This window comes from Holdemanella biformis DSM 3989, from assembly GCF_000156655.1.
Taxonomy (GTDB): Bacteria; Bacillota_I; Bacilli_A; order Erysipelotrichales; family Erysipelotrichaceae; genus Holdemanella; species Holdemanella biformis.
Window position 1 is genome coordinate 325,700 of the sequence record NZ_DS996842.1, and the last position, 23,316, is coordinate 349,015.

Consider the following 23,316-nt stretch of genomic DNA (forward strand, 5'->3'; position numbering starts at 1 on the left):
CTGTAATACTTGCGACAAGTACCAATACAACGATTCCAATAATTACAGCGGCTGAAATCATTAAAGCAGGAATCCAATTTCTTTGTTTCTTTTCCACCTTTGCAGGCTCTTCATCCTCAAAATCAAGATGGCCATTATCAAATTTCAACAATTCACTTGTTTGATTTTGATCCACTTTAATACGTTTCATATTCCGATATTCATCATCCATACAATGAATCAAATCATAAAGCATTTCTTTACAAGAAACATAACGATCGGAAAGATTTTTTGCGGTTGCCTTTAAAATAATATTCTCTACCGATTGCGGTATGTTCGGATTAAAATCACGAACATATGGCATTGGCTTACGCAAATGCTTAATTGCGATTTCCGTTGGTGTTTTTCCTGTAAAAGGAACTTTGCCTGTTAATAATTCATAGAATACAATTCCCAAAGAATATATATCGACTTGTTCGTTGGGCTCTTTTCCCTGTGTTGTTTCAGGAGCTAAGTAGTGTGCTGAACCCATGACTGTATTGTTAAAAGTTAATTGTACAGATCCATTGGCTACCGCAATCCCAAAATCAGTGATTTTTATTGTTCCATCATCTTTAACCAAAACATTTTGTGGTTTTATGTCACGATGAATAATTTTATGTTCATGCGCATGATTTATAGCACTCACCAATTGTTTCATAATGCCTATGGCCTCATCGACATCTAAGGCACCACGCTGTGCAATCAATTCTTTCAATGTTCTTCCACGAATAAATTCCATAACAATATAGTGCATACCTTCGTATTCACCAACATCATATATATCCACTACATTGGGGTGGGATAGTCGACTTGCTGCACTTGCCTCACGTTGAAAACGAACAAGTGCCATCGCATCTTGACTTAATTTATCACGTAGAACTTTGATTGCGACAATACGATTTAAAATTGTATCTTTTGCCTTATAGACATCCGCCATACCACCTTGTCCAATCAAAGACAAGATTTCATAACGATTCGCTATCTGTTCCATCATCATATTATTGTTCTCCATCATTCTCCATTAAGATAATTGAACAATTGTCATAACCACCCGATTGGTTGGCTCTTGCGATCAATGTATCCACTTTTTCCTGTAAAGAAAGACTTTCATCATGCACAATATCTGAAATTACTTTCTTTTCCACATATCCATGAAGCCCATCACTTGAGATCAATAAATAGTTATATGTATTTTCAATCTTATTGATATCAATACGGAACACATGCCATACACCAAGTGCATTTGTCAATGTATTTTTTTTAGGATGTGTTTTTGCCTCTTCACTTGTGATTTTGCCTTCCTTTAAAAGTTGGGCAATTACACTATGATCTTCACTCATTTGAATCAATTCCCCATTATAATCGGCATAGATTCTTGAATCTCCTACATTGAAAATAAAGGTTCCAATGCTAGCTACAATAACACCCACAGCGGTTGTTCCCATACCTCTCTCGTTTGGGTTTTTTAAACTTTTTGAATAAATAAAATCATTCGCCTGATTTAAATTTTCACGAATCCAATTATCCACCTGTCGATCTTTATTAAATTTAGGAGCCTTCATAAATGCCTCATACATTGTCATGACCGCTGTATGACTTGCCACTTCTCCGGCTTTTGCCCCGCCAATACCATCACAGACGATGGCCATCCATTCATCATTGTCATTGTGGGCAATACAATAATCATCTTCATTTAATTTTCTTACAAGACCTACATTCGTATTCGCAAAAACTTTCATCGACTTAAATTCCTTCCTTTTTTATTTCCTTAATTCTTAACTGACCACAAGCTGCATCAATATCATTACCATGCTCTTTTCGAATTGTGCAACGCACATAATTTTTCATCAACAAATCATAGAATACCATCGCCTCATCATGTGTAACCGATTTAAAGCCTTTTTCATCAACCGCATTATATGGAATCAAATTTACATAGGCATTCATTCCATGTAAAAGCTTCGATAATTGTTTGGCATGTTCAGGATGATCATTGACGCCCTTTAATAAAATATATTCAAATGTCAAACGACGATTATTTTCCTTACCATAATACTGAATTGCTTCCATTAATTCCTTTAATGGATATGCATGGTTGACTGGCATCAATTGATCACGCAATTCATCATTTGGTGCATGTAAACTGATGGCCAAATTGTATTGGGTATGCTCATTGGCAAAATCATAGATTCTAGGCACAATTCCACAAGTCGAAATTGTGATATGTCTTGAGCCAATACCTAAGCCACGATCATGATTTACTGTAGCTAAAAAATTCATAACATTGTCATAGTTATCAAATGGCTCGCCAGTTCCCATGACAACAATGTGCGATAGGCGTAAGTTATCTTTATCCAATTCTTTTTGAACATACATAACTTGGGCAACCATTTCTCCACTTGTTAAATCTCTTTTTTTCTTTGTAAGCCCACTTGCACAAAATGCACAACCCATATTACATCCAACTTGACTTGAAACACATACACTTCTTCCATAGTCAAAGACCATCATAACACTTTCTAATAGGGCTCCATCACTTGTCTTAAACAAGAATTTTGTCGTTCCATCATGTGAAACTTGTTTTTTTATTAATTCTAAAGGATTCACAATAAAATCTTTCTTCAAGATTTCTCTTGTTTCCTTTGATACATTTGTCATTTCATCAATATCAAATACGCGGTTACGATATAACCATTGAAAAATTTGATGTCCACGATAAGATTTCCATCCATGATCCAATGCATATTCGCACATTTGATCATAATTTAAATTGTATAAACTTTCCAAAATAGCACCTCAATTTCTATCGTTCATTATATCATTTACGCACTAGTTTTGCCATATAGAAGCCATCTTGTGTAGCGTTACTAAAGATTGTTTTTTCTTCTACTAAACTAAACTCTTTATGCGCCTTCAAAAACTTCTCAATCTGTTTTTCATTCTCTTTTTTATTCATTGTACAAGTTGAATAAACTAAAGTTCCCCCAACCTTTACATATTGACATACATTATTCAGAATAGAATATTGTAAAGGAATCAATGTATCCATATCTTCAGGTACCATATGTAATTTAATATCTGGTTTTCTAGATAGTACACCATAACCCGAACAAGGAACATCACATAAGATACGATCATACATATTAGAGCTTTTAAATTCAGTTGCATCTTGAACACCGGCATGTATAATATCAATCCCTAATCGTTTGGCATCATTTTCAATCAAATCTTTACGATGTGCATGTAAATCGTAGGCATCAATATGCCCTTTATTATGCATCATTTCAGCCATGGCCATACTTTTTGTCCCTGGAGCCGCACAACAATCTAAAATTCTTTCATTTTCTTGCGGATCTACAAACTTCGCAATTTCAAAACTCCCCTCATCTTGTGCGCTCATATAGCCTTTTTGATAGTAGTCATGATGAAAATAATCATTTCCTTTATAGATGTACAATGCATCTTGAACACGAACAAACATATCCAAATCAAAATCAGATTCGTTTGTATTCAACACATTTCGGCGAACGTACATTGGCAAAATATTCACACTTGCTTTTGCCATAACAAGAGCTTTTTCTTGACCATATTGACTCGTCCACATCTTGTATAGCCAATCTGGCAAAGAATATTTTAAAGCCATATTATCGGTTTCGATGGGTTTTACCTTGTGTAATACCGCATTGGTAAGTCCGGCATATTTCATATTGATTTTTTTTGCGATATTGACCGCATCATTGACAATCGCATAGCTTGGTACTTTATCCAAAAACAACAATTGATATGTACTCATTGTAAGTAATACATCCATTTTTGGATTTAATTTATTCTTCACATACTTTGACCAACACGCTTTACAATATCGATAATTTTGAATCGTACCATAAAAGATTCTTGTTGCTAAAGCACGATCTTTTTCATCCACTTCATGCAAGTGATTTCTTAAATATAAATTGGAATATACATCTTTATTTACCACTTCATCCAAAGCTTTCCATATCCACTTTCGCATTCTATTCCTCCATCATAATCGGATGCATATTCACATCCACAATCTGTTTTGTTTCATCTAAATAATTCTGAACAAGTTCATGTAGTAACTTGTCATCCTTTGATTTTAAAATCAAACGAACACGATGTTTTTTTTGTTGCATACGAATTTCAATGGGCCCTAAAACACGCAAAGAAGAAAAATATTCTTTCGCAGCACTTGCCTGTTTATAAGCTTCATTAAAATCGAAATGTGTAAAGATTAAAGTACATAAATATACATAAGGTGGATACATACCTAGGTGGCGATATTGCATTTCTTGATTAAAGAATCTCTTATAATCATGCATCTTTACACATTGCATCACAAAATGATCGGGATCAAAAGTCTGAATCATAACTTCACCTTTTAATTTTCCTCGACCACTTCTTCCACTTGCCTGTTCTAACATTTCATAAGCCGTTTCACTTGCTCTATAGTCATTACGACAAAGCGTGGCATCTGCATTTAAAATCCCAACTAAAGTCACTCTTTCAAAATCAAGTCCTTTTGCGACCATTTGCGTACCAATTAATAGATCGCCAGACTCTTCAAATTCTTGTAACAACTTTTCATGCGCATTCTTTTTTCGCGTACTATCCGCATCCATACGAACGACATGATGATCTTTAAAAATTTCAACAATCTGTTCTTCCAATCGCTCTGTACCCATACCGGCCTTAAAATAGTTCTTAGAATGACAACTTGGACATTCTTCCATAAATTTAAATTGTCTTCCACAACAATGACAAACTAAGGCGTTTTGATTTTTATGATACGTTAAGGCTACTCCACAATCTGGACATATACGAACGTGTCCACAATCGCTACAACGAACAACAGGAAGATACCCTCTTCGATTTAAAAGTAAGATCACTTGTTCTTTTTTAGAAAGCCGCTTGTGAATGGCTTGAAGTAAAGTTTCAGATAGGCCATTTGTGATCCTTTCCTTTTTCATATCCACCAAACAAATTTCCGGCATTTCATGAATACGATTTTTCAGTTCAATCAATTCATATACATTCTTATAAGCTCTTGCGTACGATTCTAAAGAAGGCGTCGCACTTGCCAAGATGACTTTACACTTATGATAAGACGCACGAAATAAAACAATATCTCGCGTATGATAGCGTGGTGTATTGTCTTGTTTGTAGCTTGAATCATGTTCTTCATCCATTAAAATCAAACCTAAAGAAGAAAACGGCATAAAACAAGCACTGCGTGTTCCAACCACAATATCGACTTTATGATCTTTTACTAAATTATATTGTTCTAATTTTTCCTGTGCATTCAACCCTGAATGATAGATTGCAATTTTTTGTTTAAAACGTGCCTGCACTCTTTGTATCATCATCGGCGTCAAACCAATTTCAGGAACAAGAAATAGAACTTGTTTTCCACAAGACAATACATTTTCAGCTAAACGCAAAAAGACTTCGGTTTTACCAGATCCCGTTACACCATGAAGCAGTGATACCATCTTTTCTGTACTTGTGATCTTAGAAATCGCATTTTTTTGTTCGATAGTTAAAGAATGCATCACATCCGCAATTTCACTTACATGCGTATTTGAATCTTTAATTCTTTTTTCAATCCCTATATAGCCCTTTTCTAGTAAAACCTTTGTGATGGATGGGCTTACTTTTCTAAGTTCACTCATCTTACATGGATAGCTAAACATTTCAAGCACTTCTTTTTGTCGAGAAGTCAATGTTTCATTTGATTCTTTTAAAACCGCATAATCTTCATAGATGATTTTTGAATGCTTACTAGAAGGACGCAAAGCTGGTGGAAGCATCGTTTTATAACAAGTCACTTTCGAACTCGCATAAAAATCAGCCATATAATTTGCCAATAACTTTAATTCGTTATTCAATAAAGGCTTTTCATCTATGACTTCAATAACAGGTTTAATATTTTTAAAATCGCTTTCTACATCAATTTCTTCGACGAATCCTACAAGCGTTCGATTGTTGAATTCAACACGGACTCTACATCCAACTTCAACATCTTGCTCACAAGAGTAAGTAAAGGTATTGCGTAAGCGATTGTATTCTACATATACATTAATCAGCATGCATCTATTATAACATCATTCTTGATTTGACATTTATATTTATTTTAGTATATTTGGACATAAGGAGATAGTTATATATATTTTTATTGCATTCGACAATCAAATATTGAATATTTGTATATCCTTCCATACGAATTTCAACACTAAATGAAGTTCGTGGTAAGATTGGTTTTCCAAAGAAAAACGCAAAAAAGATCAACAATCATTTAATGGAATATGATTGGCAAAAGAAATATTATGGTATCATCATTGTTGATTTTGCCAATCAAGAATTAGCACACAAAATTTATTCTATAAATGAAAAAGTCAAAGCATTTTATCTTGCTTTGACTTTCTTTTGTCTTAATATCTCAAAACTAAATACAGCAGCAGCACTAGCTGAATCTAAGGCATTTCTAAAATCTCTTCCATATTCTACGACAATATTTTGTTTGGAAGCTGCCGTAATGGTTGAACTAAGTCCTCTTAAAGCTCCGCCTAGGCATAAACAAAAATCCGATTCAAAAGTATAGTCATAGAGTCCTACGGCATCTTTTCTGTGGGCACAAAGAATTGGAAGGTTATTCTTTTTACAATAGTTTACTAATTCTTCATCCGCATCCACAAAATAAATAGGTAACTTTTCATAAGCACCGGCACTTGCTTTTAGAATGGTTTGTTCGGCAAAGCTCCAGTCTCTTTTTGGAAGAATCATCGCATCACAACCAGATGCATATAAAGTTCTTGAAATACTTCCTAAATTATATGGATCTTCTACTCCATCGATGTAACAAAGAAATCCATGGACATATGTTTCAATAAGTTGAGGAATCTGTTTTTCTTCAGCTATAAGTAACACTCCACCATGTGTTTTACCTGTTGCCAATTCATTAATTTCCTCACGCGAACAAAATACAACTTCGCACCCACGACTTTTCGCAATTTTAGCCAAATATCTTGTATCTTTCGTATTCTTTTTCTTATCAATATATAGTTTTTTACAATTACGAGAACCTGCTTCTAATAGGGCTTTGCAGGAAATAGCCCCTTCAAATATTTTTTCCATAGGACTATTATAATGGCTTTTATAATTTTTTTCTAGATGGTATTATATAAGGTATGGAAGGAGTCTTACTTAATGCATTTTAAAATAACCCAGGAAATGAAACAAAGAATCATCGTTTATTCTGCTTCATTGATTATTGCGATTCTTTTCTTCACAATATTAAATCGATTTAAGGATATAACACGATCCATTCAGTTCATAATAACAATTCTATTCCCTTTCCTTCTTGGAATTGGTTTAGCGTTTATATTGAACAATCCGCAAAAATGGGTTGAAAACAAATTATTAGCCAATACACCTATGCAAAATAAACATAAAAGAATTTTATCGACAGGTATTGTGTTTATTCTAACTATTGGATTTCTAATCTTGTTTTTCTCTATTATCATCCCGAATACGATTGATTCTGTACGACAATTCTCTAAAAATGTTGCGAGCTATTCTGACACTTTAATTGGATACACAAAAGATTTTGCGTATAAATTAAACATTTCAGAAAAACAAGTTGAACAATTGTTGATCAATTTTGATATCACAAAGAAAATCACAAGCGTTTTAACGGAATCTATTCCTAAAATCGCATCTTACTCATACAGCTTTGTGAAAGGATTCATCAATATTATTTTAGCATTAGTTTCTGCATTCTATATTTTATTAGACCGCGAAACATTAGTAAAAGGAATCAAAAAATTAAATTATTCTTTATTTGACAAAAACTTTGCGAACTATTTAACACTATGGACAAATGATGCGAAAACTGTATTTGAACAATATATTGTTGGAAACATCATTGACTCATTTATTGTCGGTGTCATCTGTTACTTTGGAGCCCTAGTATTAAAGCTTCCATATGCAAGTATGATTGCCCTTATTATTGGTGTCACAAATGTAATCCCTGTATTTGGACCATTCTTAGGAGCCATTCCCGTCATCATTATCTTATGTTTGATTGACCCATTCTCAGCCTTGATTTTTACAATTTTTATCTTCATTCTTCAACAGTGCGATGGAAACATCATAAAACCGATTGTTCTTGGAGATAAACTGGGAATGTCAGGCTTCTGGATTCTATTCTCAGTTACAGTTGGTGGCGCATTATTTGGCGTTGTTGGAATGTTCTTAGGCGTTCCAATATTTGCACTTATTTATGCAGGTGTACATGATTATATTCAAGTTCGATTAAGAAACAAAAAAATTACAATCAACGATAAAGCAGGAACAATTGATTAGTTTCCTGCTTTTTACGTGCAATTTTTGAAAAAATGTGTATACTTATGTAAGTTAGGAGGAACTACCTTTGAATTTTATAGACATTATTTTAGATACAATACACGATACATGGGCTATGCTGCCATTATTGTATATTACTTATTGTATATTAGAAGTATTCGAAAGAAAGAATACGCAAGACGATAAACTCTTCTTTGGACTACAAAGACTTGGACCCATTCTAGGCGCAATAGTTGGATTGATTCCACAATGTGGATTTAGTATTCTAGCTGCTATGTTGTTTGTTCAAAATAACATTACCCTAGGAACTTTAGTCAGTGTTATGATTGCGACAAGTGATGAAGCCATTCCAATCCTTATTAGTAATCCGAAGATGTATTCATCTCTACTTGGTATTTTAGGATTAAAACTTGCCATTGCGATCATCGTTGGATTATTTACCGATCACGTATTATTTCGCCATCAAAAAATCCTCCGCTTCGAAGATATGGAAGAAGAGGATTATGATGAAGACGAATATGAGGAAGAAGAAAATTCAGGATCAAGCTGTCCATGTTGTTATCCTGAATATCCATTATGGATCAGTGCCTTATTAAGATCTTTAAGGATCTATGTATTCATCTTTATTACTAGTTTTGTATTAACATTATTAATGGAATGTATTGGAGAAAAAACATTATCTATGATCTTACTTCAAGATAATTTATTCCAACCAATCATCGCCGCACTATTTGGCTTTATTCCAAATTGCGCAGCTACAGTTGTTCTAACACAACTCTATACAGCTGGTGAATTGTCATTTGGATCCTTACTTGCAGGACTTATCACAAATGCAGGACTAGGTTTAATCGTGATGATTCGTTACGAAGCAAGAAAGAAAGATATTTTAAGAACCATTTCCATCCTATTTATAACAGGTGTTATCGTAGGCATTGGATTTATGTTATTATAGCCACTATTGTGGCTATTTTTTTTATCTTTGTGGGAAGATCCAAATTTCAAAATGTTCAATGTCATACCAAAACAAAAGAATAAGTATGGCAACAATCAACAAAACTACCGCAAAATATAGAGTACTCATCTTCTCCCCAAATTTGTCTGAGTTCAATTCTGGATGTGCTTCTAGCTCTTCCAATCGTTTCTTTGCTATTTTATCAAGCCAACTCATAGCTACCTCTACTTAGACTAATATTGGAAAATGAAATGGAAATATATCAATTTCCGGATGATTCCATTGATACCAAAGCGCTAAAACTAATGCAGCTAGTAAGATAACAATTACATAGAATTTAATATCCTTCATCATTTTATTTCCTTTTTCTTCAAAATCATGCGAATTCAATTCTGGATATTCATCCAATTCTTTGATTCTTTTTTTCGTTGTTTTTTCAATCCAGCTCATAGAATGTACCCCTTTTTAATTATATTTTAATCATTAAATTTATATAAAAATATGGTAAACTTGGTTATTATGCTGGCCAAATAAGCACGAAAAAAGCTAGAAACTTTCGTTTCTAGCTATCTTTTCCAAAAAATGGTGGGGACGGTGGGATTTGAACCCACACGGGATTTCTCCCAACGGATTTTAAGTCCGTTGCGTCTGCCTATTCCGCCACGACCCCATGTAATTGGAGGTTCCGATCAGATTTGAACTGATGATCACAGAGTTGCAGTCTATTGCCTTACCACTTGGCTACGGAACCGTAACTTGTTGATTTTTAATAAACGATGGTGGGGACGGTGGGACTTGAACCCACACGGGATTTCTCCCAACGGATTTTAAGTCCGTTGCGTCTGCCTATTCCGCCACGACCCCATCATTTATGGAGGTTCCGATCAGATTTGAACTGATGATCACAGAGTTGCAGTCTATTGCCTTACCACTTGGCTACGGAACCATTTCGTTGACTGCCCATATATAATACCTCAACGTAAAATAAAAAGCAAGAAAAAAATTAATTTTTTTTACATTTTTTTAAAAACCATACATTTTTCATTTTTGGTTGAACTTATTTGACAAATGACCTATTATAATGTGGTCAACAAACAAGAGGTATTTTATATTATGCAACACATTATTCACCAGCTTCAAAAAGAAAAGAAGCTAAGACTATTAACGTCGACCATAATGATTGTATTTAGCGCTTTTATGCAATGTTATATCATGAATGTATTTATGGCGCCGTGCAATTTGATCTCAGGAGGATTTACAGGACTTGCCCTATTAATCAATAAAGTCTGTGCTCTAGTAAACTTTAACTTTCCTACTCAAGTTGGAATCATCGCATTAAATGTTCCTGCAGCCATCCTATGCTACAAACACATCTCACCCAGATTCACATTTTTGAGTTGTGTACAATTCTTTCTAGTATCCTTCTTTATTTCTATCTTCCATTTTGAACCTTTCTTTAAAGATCAAATCTTAAATGTTCTTTTTGGAGGATTCTTATGGGGCTTCTCCATTTCCCTAGCCCTAAGAGCTGGAGGATCTACAGGAGGAACAGATTTCATTGCCCAATACGTCTCTAGTAAGATTCACAGGGGAATCTGGGACTATGTATTCTTCTATAACTGCGCAATGATCATTGTCTTTGGATACTTATGCGGATGGATCTATGCAGGATATTCCATCCTATTCCAATTCTTGTCTACAAAAACAATTTCTTCTTTATATCAACGCTACGCACAGATTACCGTTGAATTTACGACAAACGATCCTGACCCACTAATCGATGCCTTTATGGCCACTTGTCGCCATGGAATGAGCGTATTTGAATGTTATGGAGCATACAGCCATCGTAAATATTATGTATGTAAAGCCGTTATTTCTACTTATGAATTAAGAGACGTTGTCGATAATGTAAGAAAGGTCGATCCTAAAGTGTTGATCAATACATACAATACCGTAAACTTCTACGGAAACTTCTATCAAAAACCTTTGGAGTAGTATTACACTACTCCATTTTTATTTTCATTGAACACATAATAAAAGGAAATGTATCATTAAAACACATTTCCTTTTCATTTACTTATTATTACGATTTCCCATTCCAATCAATTGTAAGATTCTTAAGAAGATATTCAAGAAATCCAAATACAATTGTAGAGCCATGAAGATTGCGATTTTATCTTGTGCTACGATTGAACCATCCGATTGAATCAACAAGCGATTCATTCTTTGAACATCCCAAACTGTGATGCCTGTAAAAATCAATAGAGTAATGATAGAAAGTAAGCGAACATCCATACTCACTCTAAATAACATCATAAAACATTGTGTAATAATCAACACAAAAAGTCCAATCATACATAATGAGCCAAAGCTTGTAAAATCCTTTTTAGATGTTGTACCAATAACAGCTAAACTAATAAAGTAAACTGCACTGACTAGAAAAGCAGTACCAATTGTAGCTACATCATATACATAGCCAATAGAAGTAAGTGATACACCCATACAGATGGCATAAAGCACTAACATAACCTTCATACCTGTACTTGATGTAGATCTTGCCATAGATACACCAAAGGCAATGGACAAGATAAATGGTGCAATCACAAATAACATAAATAGAAATGGCATTGTACTCAATAAAATCATTAAAGCATTTGTAGCATATAGACCATAAGATACAACTGCTGTAATGGATAAGGCAACAGCCATCCATGCATAAGACTTCAACAAAGCACTTTTTAAAGTGCTTGTTGAATAATAATTCATAGAATCGTTGTTAAACATATTAATCCTTTTTCTGGATAAATTCTAATAATTGCTGAGCTGCAATATTTAAACCTTTACGGTTTGATTTATCAAATCCTAAGTGCGTGTAGATTTCACCAACAAATACTCCATTGTCTTCTAGAGCCTGGAACATTGTGTCAATGATTGGTTCACAAAGTTCTTGTTTTTGCATAGGACCAAATGGGTTTGCGAAATATGTAGTTGAAATACCAACTTCTTGTGTTGTACCCAAAGCCATACGCTTACCTAACTTACAAGTATCTTTTACTTCTTGAACAGTTAATTTCTTTAGACCAAATTCATTTGTGTAGTTGTTTGCATATGCAAATAAGTCAATTTTATGGTTGTGAACAACAACACGATATGGAGCCGCTGGCTGAATCATACGTGCGTTTGGATTTTCTGGAGCCATGAAAATTGAACGGTCCATATCACGATATGGAGTACCTGGATCCAAGTCATCTAGACGAATGAAGGCACCAATTTCAGTACCCTGACCATATGGAACACCATCTTCTAAGTGAATTGTTCCCATGTCATCAAACACAACTTCAACTTCACGAATCATATCGCCAGCAGCCGCTTTTAATGCTTCAATCGATTCAGATTTACCAGCACCACTATCACCCATCAACATGATACCTTTCTTTGTTCCATCCTTTAAATAGATGTTTACGAAAGCACCATGGATTGGTAACCATCCCTTTTTCATTTGTGCCAAGTTGTGTAATGTTAAACACATTTTCTTTAAATATCCAAAGTATTCGATACGAGGATTATCACTGATACATCCTACCCAAATATCATTGGCTTCATCATAATAGAAGTTTGTATCGTCATTTCCATCATCGTTACCAAAAATAACAACTAAATCTGGTTTTTGCGCACTCTCTTCTTTTGTAGCTAATTCAAATAAGTTAGCCATACTCAATGCACTAGACATATATTTTGAGTTGAAGTATACGAAACATAATAAAGCTCCAACTTTGCAAGGATAACAGAACCAGTTTGATTCTCCCTTATTGAAATATGTCATAGGCTGTGTATCAATTTCAGTAAACATACCTGTACGTTTACTTGATTTTGGATGCAAAATCATTGGAGTTCTTAACATTACAGTATCGATCATTGGAATATCTTGTAATGCAGCATATTCATCAGCCCATACTTTATCCAAAGTGTGAACAGAGAAACATGCATTTGTCCCAGCTTGAACCTGACGATACACTAAGTTTGGTCTTCCCATTAATTTTTCTTCAAACAAACGATATGTACGAAGGAATAAATCATTTGAAGCTGAGTCAAATGCCACTAATGTATTAATACCAAAATCCGTTGAATTATCACTCTTCATATATCCAAAACGTTGTAAAGAACGCCAAGTACGATACATCTCTTCAATAACATCTAAAGTTGCATCTTTATCTGAAAGATAATATTCATCTTTTAATTCTTCACAAGTAAAGATTGACAATAAACGTAAAAAATGACAGAAATCATAGGCTGCTTCTTTAGAAGATAATTCACCATTTTTTGTCAAATAAGCATACATATTCGCATTATCTGTTTCCTGATATTCAATGAAATATTGAACGAATTTTGCGAATGTATGAGACTTTAATAAAACCTCACGACTCTTTGGGTACGCCAAATTGTAGTTGATAATAACCTGATTGTTAAAAATTTCAATTTTATTCTGCATAATTACACTCCTTTAACTATGACTAATATACATGAAAACCTTATGAAAGTAAATGTGAAACTAAATTTTTTGTTTATATCTCAAGTACAAGCGTTTACATGGCGAAAACTTTTTCGATTTCAGAATAAACATCCTCAATCGCAATTTCACTCTTTTCACCTGTATAACGATCTGTCCACTCTAATTTTCCTTCTTTGACACCACGACCTACCGTAATACGATAAGGAATACCAATCAATTCCATATCTTTGAATTTAACACCTGGACGCTCATTACGATCATCTAAAATTACATCGAACTTATGTTCTTTACAATATTCATATAGATCATTGGCAATCTTAACTTGTTCTTCATCCTTTAAAGATACTGGAACAATCGCAAGTCTAAATGGTGCAATTTCCACTGGCCATTTAATACCAAAATCATCATGATGCTGATCTGCAACGGCAGCCATACATCTTTCTAGACCAATACCATAACTTCCCATCCATACTGGCTGTAATTGGTTATTGGCATCTGTATAGTAAAGATTCATACTCTTCGAATATTTAGTACCCAATTTAAATAAGTTACCCACTTCAATACCGTGTTGGAAAGTTAATTTCTTGCCACACTTAGGACAAATATCCCCTTCTTTTACCTGACAAAGATCTGCCACTTCAACAGGCGTAAAATCTTTACAGTTAACATTCTTAATGTGACGATCTGATTGGTTTGCCCCTACAATGAAGTTTTTCATATGCTTGATTTGACGATCCATATAAACTGGACAATCAATACCGACTGGACCTGCAAAACCAACACGAGCATGTGTAACTTGTTCTACTTGTTCAAAGCTAGCCATTTCCATTTCGTTAGCACCCAATAATTTCAATGCCTTTGTCTCATTCAATTCACGATCACCAGGAATACAGAATGCGATCACTTTTCCATCTACGTTATAAAGTAATGTTTTGACAAAATCACTTTCCTTCTTACCAAAGAAAGCAGCCACTTCTTCAATTGTTTTTGCGTTTGGCGTATCCACAACTTCCATTGAAAGTTCTTCTTCTGTTGAATCTTGCATAGTATCTACAACTTCTGTGATTTCTAAGTTGCTCGAATAGTCACAACCAACACAGCCAACAACAACATCTTCACCAATACTTGATAGAGCCTGATATTCTTCCGATAATAAACCACCCATAGCTCCCGTATCCGCTTTAACGATTTTATATTCCAATCCTAAACGATCCATAATACGGCAATATGCATCGTACATTTTATTATATGCTACATCCAATCCAGCTTCATCTACATCAAATGTATACGCATCCTTCATGATAAATTCACGAACACGAATCAACCCATAACGAGGACGAGTTTCATCACGATATTTCGTTTGAATCTGATATAAGTTATATGGGAAATCCTTATAAGATTTTCCATCCATACTACTTGCGACCGCAAACAATTCTTCATGAGTAGGACCTAACACATAACGCTTATTATAACGATCACTCAATGAAAACATATTTGAGCCAAATGCTTCACGACGACCCGATTGTACATATACATCTTCCGGAATCAATGCAGGCATCAATAACTCTTGCGCATCTTTCGCATCCATTTCTTCACGAATAATGTTTTCAACTTTAGAAAGAACCTTCTTTCCCATAGGCATGATCATATAAATTCCATTTGAACATTTCTTGATCATTCCAGCACGCACCAATAAATTACTTGATACGCTATCTTCATCTTTCGCATTTTCTCTTAATGTATAAAAGAAACTCTGACTTAATTTCATCTTTTCTTACCTCTTCCACTATCTAATCTTACGAATCATTGCATCGACTTCAATAGGCCCAGACCACTTCGTATATACGATCTGCATCGGCTTATTACAAGCCTCTAATACATTCTTATCACTATCATATACATCTGAAACATGTACGATCGTACTTGGAATGTGAGGACCAAATATTTCTAAATCTTGATTTGGCATAAAATGATTCTTCACCTGTAAAGTTGCCAACTGACTTTCCTTGTCATAATCTAGCACAATGGCTACATATTCCTGTGTTACCGTTTCATCATGATCTTGATACAACTGCACCTTATATCCAGGAAGCCCATTATAGAAGCCCGGCCCTGTCGGTCGATTTTCTGCCTTTGCGATTTCCTTTTTTACACGCTCAATGATTTTTTCATCTGCATGCCCATGCTCATAAATATAATCAATCAACATACGATAGCTAGAAACAACCGTAGCTAAATAATAAGCACTTTTCATACGTCCTTCAATTTTCAAAGACGCTACACCCATATGGATGAAATCCTCAATATAATCCACTGCCTGCAAATCCTTTGAAGACATAGAAAATAAATTCGTTGGATCACTAAGTTCCGTATCACCATCCATTAAATGATATTTCCAACGACAACTTTGTGCACATCCACCACGGTTTGCATCACGAAGCGTCATATGATTACTCAATACACATCGTCCTGAAAAAGAAATACACATACCTCCATGAATAAAGACTTCAATAGGAAGAATATTCTCTTCGCAAATCGAACGAATATCCTCCATTTGACATTCTCTAGCAAGAACAACACGGTCCATGCCCTTTTCTTTCCAAAATCTTACAGCACTTGAATTTGTAGAAGAATGCTGCGTAGATACATGCACTTCAAACTTGCAACCAAGCTTTTTAGCCAACATCATAATGGATGGACTTGCCACAATAATCGCATGCACACCAATCAAATCCAACGTTTTTAAATACTCTTCAATACCATCAAGATCCGATTCATGTGGAAGCATATTTACAGTTACATGCACATGACTATTATGTGCATTCGCAAATTTGACTAATTCTGCGATCTCATCAATGGAAAAATTACTAGCACGAGAACGCAAACTAAACTGTTTACCACCAATGTATACGGCATCTGCCCCATATAAAATTGCAATCTTTGCTTTTTCTAAATTTCCAGCAGGAGCTAATAATTCAATTTTATTCATTTACTTGCTCCTCCTTTTTCTTAATTGTTTCTTCTAAATACCAACGATTACTTGATTCATCATCCGTAATTTTGATACCTTGTAAAGCCAAATCATATAAATCCAAGATTTCAACCGTCCAATCATCATCAAAGAACAAAGAATCAATGCGGAATCGATGCATTCCTACATCGGTAAAATCCCACATTTCCTGTAATGAATTGATTGGCATTTCACTAAAGATATGCGTACCCGTTTCATCTTGTACAATTGGCATACGCTCTTGTCTAGTTTGTTCAATCAAATCATAATGACATGGTAATGAACATACCGGTTTATTCACTGCTTCTAAATAGTTAGTGACCAAAGGTCTTCTTGAGTAAAGAATTGAGAAATAGCCATGCACTAAAATTTCTATATCCGGATTATGAGTACCAATACTTACTACTTCTTCAAGACTTAACTCATGTGCTAAAGATACAGATTGAATCCCCAAAGACATATAGAAATCAACATCTGCGCTTGAAGCTACCAATGTCTCCGGTTGATAAATCAATTTGGATTCAATCCCCAATTGTTTTGCTTCATAATATAGACCTTCATCCGCATAATAAATACCATCCACATCTAATTCTTTAAAAATAGAAAAGTATTCACGAACACCCGATAAATCTTCATCCATACATAATCTTAAGAAGTTGATATATAATTTTAGGCCAAGCTTTTTACACTTCTTCTTCCAAAGCTGTAAATCCTCTTTTTTTACCGTAATACACGAACGAATGGAATAATGTTCAACACCAATGATTACGGCATCGGCCTTCGCCCTTTTTAATTTTTCTAATGAATCAATAGAATGAATTGTTGTTATAAACATAATTACTCCTTATTAAAACATACAGATTTATTTTACCACAAATGTGATTTTATGCCTACTTAACCTCCTATTTAAATCGGACTTAATTTCATATATACTTTAAATATGAACAAACAAACACTTAATGAGAGATTTGAAGATTACAATGAACCCACAGAGCAAGAAGAAATATGGTCGGATGAAATCATTGGTGAGGAAGAATCGTAGAAAAAAAGAATGCCATTACGACATTCTTAACAAGGCTAGTTCAATCTAGTCTTTTTTAATGAATTCAACCAATTCTTCAGCCGAATATACGACATAATCTGCCAAAGGACCACTTACTTGATGATGACGATTAAAATGAATCGTCTTCATGCCTGCACTTTTAGCACCCTGCATATCATTGATGTAGTTATCCCCCACATAATACCATTCTGTAATATCTTCCTGCATCGCTTCCATACATTTTTTAAAGGCATTCACATCCGGTTTTGCGACACCCAACTGTCCACTTGTGAAGACATGAGAGGCTTTAAAATAATCAAAGACATGAAGTACTTCTAATTTCATTCTTTGATGCGCATCCTCTCCATTTGTCAAAATCGCAAGTTCATCTTCACAATTCGTGAAATAATCAATCAATGGTGCATCCATTTCAATATGATGCTGATAATATTTATAGCGAGACTGAAACTCTACAGCTTTTGAATGAGAAAATTCAATACCATACTTTTCACAAGCTTTTTCGATACGATAAACACCAGATTCATCAATCGTAATCTTTCCTTGTTGAAGTTTGTCAAAGATCCTGTCTCCAAACTTACGATAATCCGCATAAAATTGATTCATATCCACATCTACATTGGGAAGAAATTCTTCCATGCATTTGCGAAATGGCCAAGATAAATCATAAAGTGTATCATCACAATCAAACATTAATTTTTTCATATAATCACCGAAAGAAATATAACATAAAAGTGAAGATTTCACTACTGAATCTTCACTTGATTTAAACACTTACGAACATGACCCGACTGTCCAATTACCTCTTCATTTTCAATCAAAGATACATGCACAGCTTCTTTACAAGATTCAATGGCTGCATCAAACACAACATTGATCTTGTTGTCATTGATTTGTTTTAAAGTATGGATTTCTTCAGATCCAAAACGATTAGCTGTACTAAACGCAATCGCAATATCACCAGAACCATTGCCCATATGCGATCCTGTTAAAGCTAAACCGACTGGCATTCTGTTACAAACTCTATGAAGCTGACGATCACTTAATGGAGCATCCGTCGCAATAATCATCATAATCGAACCTTTTTCTTGTTCTAAAGGCAATTGATTCCCCTCTACTTTATCTAACAAATATTGTTCTCTTAAACCAAAATTAGAGAGTACAAGTACACCTAGAGTATATGTATTTCCATCAATCTCAAAGACTCTTGAACTTGATCCAATACCACCTGACATTTCAAAACAAGACATGCCTCGACCTGCTCCAACACTGCCAAGTTCAAACTCTTTTTTACAATCCCTATATGCATCATAAACATCTTCTTTTGTAACAACACAATCACGAATCGAATTTAGATATCCATCGTTACATTCTCCAACGACAACGTTTACACTTGTTAAATCTTCATTTTCTTTAACCATGATATCCACTAAGGCTTGTTGAACAACCCCCACATTTAAAGTGTTTGTCAAACAAATATAGCTTTCTAGTGTTCCTAGCTCCATAATTTGTGGTAAGCCTGTCGTCTTGCCAAAACCATTTAGAATGCTACAACCACAAGCCAACTTTTGATGAAATACATCTTCTGCCGTACGAATAAATGTCACACCTGTTTGATGCGTTCCTGAACTAATTGTCTTATGTCCTACAAGTACACATTCTACATCTGTAATCCGATTTAATTTTCCTTTTTCCATAATTAAACACCTCTTAAAACCATTATAGTGAAATTCCACAAAAAAAGAAGCCGAAATCAATCAGCTTCTTCATTTATTATCTTACTTGTAAAGTTCTACTAAACGTTGTAAGTGTTCGTAACGTTCTTTAGCTACTTCTTCTGATTTAGCAAATAATTTTTCGGCTCTTTCAGGGAATGGTTTCACTAAACGAGTGTAACGAGATTCGTTGTGTAAGAAGTCTTGGTAAGTTCCATCTCCTTCTTTAGAAGTTAATGTGAATGGGTTCTTTCCTGCTTCTTTCTTAGCTGGATCAAATGAGAATAAGTTCCAGTATCCAGATTTAACGGCTTTCTTCATTTCATCTTGACAGTGGTTCATTCCACCCTTAGCAATACCGTGTAATTCACATGGTGCATAACCGATGATTAAAGATGGTCCTGGATAAGCTTCTGCTTCAGCAATACATTTAACTGCTTGTGCAGGGTTAGCTCCAAGAGCGATTTGTGCTACATAAACGTATCCGTAGCTCATTGCGATTTCTGCTAAAGATTTTTTCTTCATTTCTTTACCAGCTGCAGCGAACTGACAAACTTCACCGATGTTAGAAGCTTTAGAAGCCTGTCCACCAGTATTTGAATACATTTCTGTATCGAATACCATAACGTTTACGTTTTCACCTGATGCAAGAACGTGGTCTAATCCACCGAATCCGATATCATAAGCCCATCCGTCTCCACCAAAGATCCAAACAGATTTCTTAGCTAAGTATTCTTTCTTGTCTAATACAGCTTTAGCATCTTCACATCCAGCTTCAGCAGCTTTTTCTACTTCAACTAATAATGCTTTTGTTGCTTCAGTGTTAGTACGAGTATTTTCTTTAGTTTCCATGAATTTTTCGAATGCAGCCTTGAATTCAGGAGTTGCTTTTTCGCTTTCGTTCATAGCACCTAATTTTTCGATAGCTTGTTCACGTAATACTTTTTGTCCTAATTGCATACCGAATCCGTGTTCAGCATTGTCTTCGAACAATGAGTTAGCCCATGCTGGTCCTTGTAAGCTATCTTTGTTTACTGTATATGGAGATACAGATGCTGGACCACCCCAGATTGAAGAACATCCAGTCGCATTTGATACATACATGTGTTCACCGAATAATTGAGTAATTAAACGAGCATATGATGTTTCAGCACATCCAGCACATGATCCTGAGAACTCTAACAATGGTTGGTTGTATTGAGAACCCTTAACAGTATCATCAGCGAATCCAGAATCTTTCTTAGAAACGTTAGCTACTAAGTAATCGAATACTGGTTGTTGTTCAGCTTGAGATTCTTGAGGTACCATCTTAATAGCTTGCGTTGGACATACAGTGATACATTCACCACATCCCATACAATCTAATGGAGATACGCTCATTGTATATTTGAATTCTGTAGCTTTTGGTTTAACATCAGCTAATTTGATTTGTGCAGGAGCAGCCTTTACTTCTTCTTCGCTCAATAAGAATGGACGAATAGTAGCGTGAGAACATACGAATGCACATTGGTTACATTGAATACATTTTTCAGCATCCCATTCAGGAACTGTAACAGCTGTACCACGTTTTTCGTAAGCACTAGCACCAGTTTCCCATTGACCATCGATGTTACCAACGAATGCAGATACAGGTAATGAATCTCCATCCATTTTGTTAACTGGTTCCATGATGTCTTTAACCATCTTAACTGTTGCAGGACGTCCTGATAATTCAGGTCTTGGTGCATCAGCTTCTGGGTTAGACCAAGATGCAGGGATTTCAACTTTGTGAGTTGCACCTACACCAGCATCGATAGCTTTGTAGTTCATTTCTACAACTGCATCACCCTTCTTAGAGTAAGATTTCTTAGCAGCTGCTTTCATGTAATCTACTGCTTCTTCAATTGGCATAATGTTAGCTAATTTGAAGAATGCTGATTGTAAGATTGTGTTTGTACGTTTACCCATACCGATTTCGATAGCTTTATCGATGGCATTGATTGTGTACAATTGGATATTGTTGTCTGCGATATATTTTTTAGATTCAGCAGGCATGTGTTTGTCTAATTCTTCGTCTGACCATTGGCAGTTGATCATGAATACACCACCAGGTTTAACGTCTTGAACCATCTTGTATCCATTTACTACATATGAAGGGTTGTGACAAGCTACAAAGTCAGCTTGGTTAATGTAGTATGGGCTACGGATTGGCTTGTCTCCAAAACGCAAGTGAGAAATTGTGATACCACCTGTTTTCTTAGAGTCATATTGGAAGTAAGCCTGAATGTATTTGTCAGTGTGGTCACCGATGATCTTAGTAGAGTTCTTGTTAGCACCTACAGTACCATCTCCTCCTAGACCCCAGAATTTACATTCAACAGTTCCTGGAGTTGAAGTGTTAGGAGCTGGTTTAACTTCTGGCAATGATAAGTTTGTAACGTCATCCACGATACCGATTGTAAAACGAGATTTTGGTTCGTCTTTTAACAATTCTGTGTAAACAGCGAATACACTTGAAGGTGGAGTATCCTTAGATCCTAAACCATAACGTCCACCGCAAAGAGTGATGTCATTTAATCCTGCTTCACGAAGTGTTGTAGCTACATCTAAGTATAATGGGTCTGCTAGAGCACCTGGTTCTTTAGTACGGTCAAGTACTGCAACTTTCTTAGCTGTCTTAGGAAGAACTTTTAATAAGTGTTTGCTTGACCAAGGACGATATAAACGAACCTTAACTAAACCAACTTTTTCTCCTTTTGCAGTTAAGTAGTCGATAACTTCTTCAGCAACGTCATTGATAGAACCCATAGCGATGATTACACGATCAGCTTCAGGATCTCCATAGTAGTTGAACAAGTCATAGTTTGTTCCTAATTTTTCATTGATTTTACCCATGTATTTTTCAACTACAGCAGGTAATTCATCATATGCAGTGTTACATGCTTCACGGTGTTGGAAGAAGATATCTCCATTTTCGTGAGAACCACGCATAGTTGGACGTTCTGGATTTAAAGCGTGTTTACGGAATTCCTCAACAGCTTCCATTGGACACATTTCTTTTAAATCTTCATAGTCCCATTTTTCGATTTTTTGAATTTCGTGAGAAGTACGGAATCCATCAAAGAAGTTAATGAATGGTACTTTACCTTCTAAAGCAGCTAAGTGAGCTACTGGAGATAAGTCCATAACTTCTTGTGGGTTAGTTTCACATAACATAGCGAAACCTGTTTGACGACAAGCATATACGTCTGAGTGATCACCAAAGATGTTCAATGCATGAGTTGCAACTGTACGTGCAGAAACATCGAATACACAAGGCAATTGTTCAGCAGCAATCTTGTACATGTTTGGAATCATCAATAATAAACCTTGAGATGCAGTGAAAGTATTAGTCAATGCACCAGCAGCTAATGATCCATGAACTGCACCAGCAGCACCTGCTTCTGATTGTAATTCACTTACAACTACTTGATTTCCAAAAATATTTTTTTGTCCAGCTGCAGACCATTGGTCAATAGAGTCTGCCATAGGACTAGATGGAGTAATAGGATAAATTGCAGCAACGTCTGTAAAAGCATACGCAACGTGAGCCGCAGCCGTATTTCCATCCATAGACTGTTTTGCTCTAGGCATTAATATTTCCTCCTTTATAGATATTCAATACCATAGTTTATTATACGAGCTTCA

19 protein-coding genes and 4 tRNA genes are annotated in these 23,316 nt (G+C 35.2%); 3 read left to right on the forward strand and 20 right to left on the reverse strand.

Annotated elements, in window-relative coordinates; translation table 11 throughout:
- The 6 genes from EUBIFOR_RS06575 to EUBIFOR_RS06600 all read right to left on the reverse strand — a co-directional run.
- A partial coding sequence (locus tag EUBIFOR_RS06575; RefSeq protein ID WP_244264158.1) for a protein kinase domain-containing protein occupies nt 1-1,015 on the reverse strand: 1,015 nt, incomplete at its 3' end.
- Nucleotides 1,016-1,019: 4 nt separating this feature from the next.
- A complete protein-coding gene (locus tag EUBIFOR_RS06580) occupies nt 1,020-1,760 on the reverse strand; it encodes a Stp1/IreP family PP2C-type Ser/Thr phosphatase (protein ID WP_003865199.1) in 741 nt (246 codons plus the stop codon).
- Between the two features lie 4 nt (nt 1,761-1,764).
- Nucleotides 1,765-2,808 carry a dual-specificity RNA methyltransferase RlmN gene (gene rlmN / locus EUBIFOR_RS06585; RefSeq protein ID WP_040466270.1) on the reverse strand — a complete coding sequence of 348 codons (1,044 nt, stop codon included), beginning with the start codon at nt 2,806-2,808 and terminating at the stop codon, nt 1,765-1,767.
- Between the two features lie 31 nt (nt 2,809-2,839).
- Complete coding sequence (gene rsmB / locus EUBIFOR_RS06590) at nt 2,840-4,033, reverse strand: 16S rRNA (cytosine(967)-C(5))-methyltransferase RsmB (protein ID WP_003865201.1); 1,194 nt, start codon at nt 4,031-4,033, stop codon at nt 2,840-2,842.
- A 1-nt stretch (nt 4,034) separates the two neighbouring features.
- The gene (gene priA / locus EUBIFOR_RS06595) at nt 4,035-6,128 is read right to left on the reverse strand and encodes a replication restart helicase PriA (protein WP_003865202.1); all 2,094 of its coding nucleotides are present in this window, start codon (nt 6,126-6,128) and stop codon (nt 4,035-4,037) included.
- 316 nt (nt 6,129-6,444) lie between these two features.
- Nucleotides 6,445-7,173 (reverse strand): SPOUT family RNA methyltransferase, encoded by a 729-nt coding sequence (locus tag EUBIFOR_RS06600; RefSeq protein ID WP_003865204.1) that lies wholly within the window; start codon nt 7,171-7,173, stop codon nt 6,445-6,447.
- Between the two features lie 72 nt (nt 7,174-7,245).
- Here EUBIFOR_RS06600 and EUBIFOR_RS06605 point away from each other — a divergent pair, with 72 nt between their 5' ends.
- A complete protein-coding gene (locus tag EUBIFOR_RS06605) occupies nt 7,246-8,403 on the forward strand; it encodes an AI-2E family transporter (RefSeq protein WP_040466271.1) in 1,158 nt (385 codons plus the stop codon).
- Between the two features lie 67 nt (nt 8,404-8,470).
- Nucleotides 8,471-9,355 (forward strand): putative manganese transporter, encoded by an 885-nt coding sequence (locus tag EUBIFOR_RS06610; protein WP_003865206.1) that lies wholly within the window; start codon nt 8,471-8,473, stop codon nt 9,353-9,355.
- Between the two features lie 21 nt (nt 9,356-9,376).
- On the opposite strand, the gene EUBIFOR_RS06615 is transcribed toward EUBIFOR_RS06610, so the two are convergent.
- The 6 genes from EUBIFOR_RS06615 to EUBIFOR_RS06640 form a co-directional block, all read right to left on the reverse strand.
- The gene (locus EUBIFOR_RS06615; RefSeq protein ID WP_003865207.1) at nt 9,377-9,571 is read right to left on the reverse strand and encodes a hypothetical protein; all 195 of its coding nucleotides are present in this window, start codon (nt 9,569-9,571) and stop codon (nt 9,377-9,379) included.
- Between the two features lie 12 nt (nt 9,572-9,583).
- Nucleotides 9,584-9,805, reverse strand: coding sequence for a hypothetical protein (locus tag EUBIFOR_RS06620; protein WP_003865208.1), 222 nt, complete (start codon nt 9,803-9,805; stop codon nt 9,584-9,586).
- Between the two features lie 133 nt (nt 9,806-9,938).
- Nucleotides 9,939-10,025, reverse strand: a tRNA-Leu gene (locus EUBIFOR_RS06625).
- A gap of 7 nt (nt 10,026-10,032) precedes the next feature.
- A tRNA-Cys gene (locus tag EUBIFOR_RS06630) sits at nt 10,033-10,106 on the reverse strand.
- A gap of 26 nt (nt 10,107-10,132) precedes the next feature.
- Nucleotides 10,133-10,219, reverse strand: a tRNA-Leu gene (locus EUBIFOR_RS06635).
- Nucleotides 10,220-10,227: 8 nt separating this feature from the next.
- Nucleotides 10,228-10,301: transfer RNA gene (locus tag EUBIFOR_RS06640), tRNA-Cys, on the reverse strand.
- A 167-nt stretch (nt 10,302-10,468) separates the two neighbouring features.
- On the opposite strand from EUBIFOR_RS06640, the gene EUBIFOR_RS06645 reads away from it, so the two are divergent.
- Nucleotides 10,469-11,350, forward strand: a complete 882-nt coding sequence (locus tag EUBIFOR_RS06645; RefSeq protein ID WP_040466272.1) for a YitT family protein — start codon at nt 10,469-10,471, stop codon at nt 11,348-11,350.
- Nucleotides 11,351-11,428: 78 nt separating this feature from the next.
- Here the strand turns inward: EUBIFOR_RS06645 and EUBIFOR_RS06650 are convergent, their stop codons facing one another.
- The 8 genes from EUBIFOR_RS06650 to nifJ form a co-directional block, all read right to left on the reverse strand.
- Complete coding sequence (locus EUBIFOR_RS06650; RefSeq protein WP_003865210.1) at nt 11,429-12,139, reverse strand: Bax inhibitor-1/YccA family protein; 711 nt, start codon at nt 12,137-12,139, stop codon at nt 11,429-11,431.
- A 1-nt stretch (nt 12,140) separates the two neighbouring features.
- On the reverse strand, nt 12,141-13,844 hold the full coding sequence (locus tag EUBIFOR_RS06655; RefSeq protein ID WP_003865211.1) for a phosphoenolpyruvate carboxykinase (ATP): 1,704 nt from the start codon (nt 13,842-13,844) through the stop codon (nt 12,141-12,143).
- Nucleotides 13,845-13,938: 94 nt separating this feature from the next.
- A complete protein-coding gene (locus tag EUBIFOR_RS06660; RefSeq protein WP_003865212.1) occupies nt 13,939-15,633 on the reverse strand; it encodes a proline--tRNA ligase in 1,695 nt (564 codons plus the stop codon).
- Nucleotides 15,634-15,651: 18 nt separating this feature from the next.
- A complete protein-coding gene (locus EUBIFOR_RS06665) occupies nt 15,652-16,854 on the reverse strand; it encodes a peptidase U32 family protein (RefSeq protein ID WP_003865213.1) in 1,203 nt (400 codons plus the stop codon).
- Nucleotides 16,847-17,710 (reverse strand): U32 family peptidase, encoded by an 864-nt coding sequence (locus EUBIFOR_RS06670; protein WP_003865214.1) that lies wholly within the window; start codon nt 17,708-17,710, stop codon nt 16,847-16,849. The genes EUBIFOR_RS06665 and EUBIFOR_RS06670 overlap by 8 nt, the downstream gene beginning before the upstream one ends.
- 252 nt (nt 17,711-17,962) lie before the next feature.
- Nucleotides 17,963-18,640 (reverse strand): HAD family hydrolase, encoded by a 678-nt coding sequence (locus EUBIFOR_RS12175; RefSeq protein WP_147587393.1) that lies wholly within the window; start codon nt 18,638-18,640, stop codon nt 17,963-17,965.
- 41 nt (nt 18,641-18,681) lie between these two features.
- Entirely contained in the window at nt 18,682-19,632 is a 951-nt protein-coding gene (locus EUBIFOR_RS06680; RefSeq protein WP_003865216.1) for a P1 family peptidase, read from the reverse strand.
- 81 nt (nt 19,633-19,713) lie between these two features.
- Nucleotides 19,714-23,262, reverse strand: coding sequence for a pyruvate:ferredoxin (flavodoxin) oxidoreductase (nifJ, locus tag EUBIFOR_RS06685; protein WP_003865217.1), 3,549 nt, complete (start codon nt 23,260-23,262; stop codon nt 19,714-19,716).
- Nucleotides 23,263-23,316 lie beyond the last annotated feature (54 nt).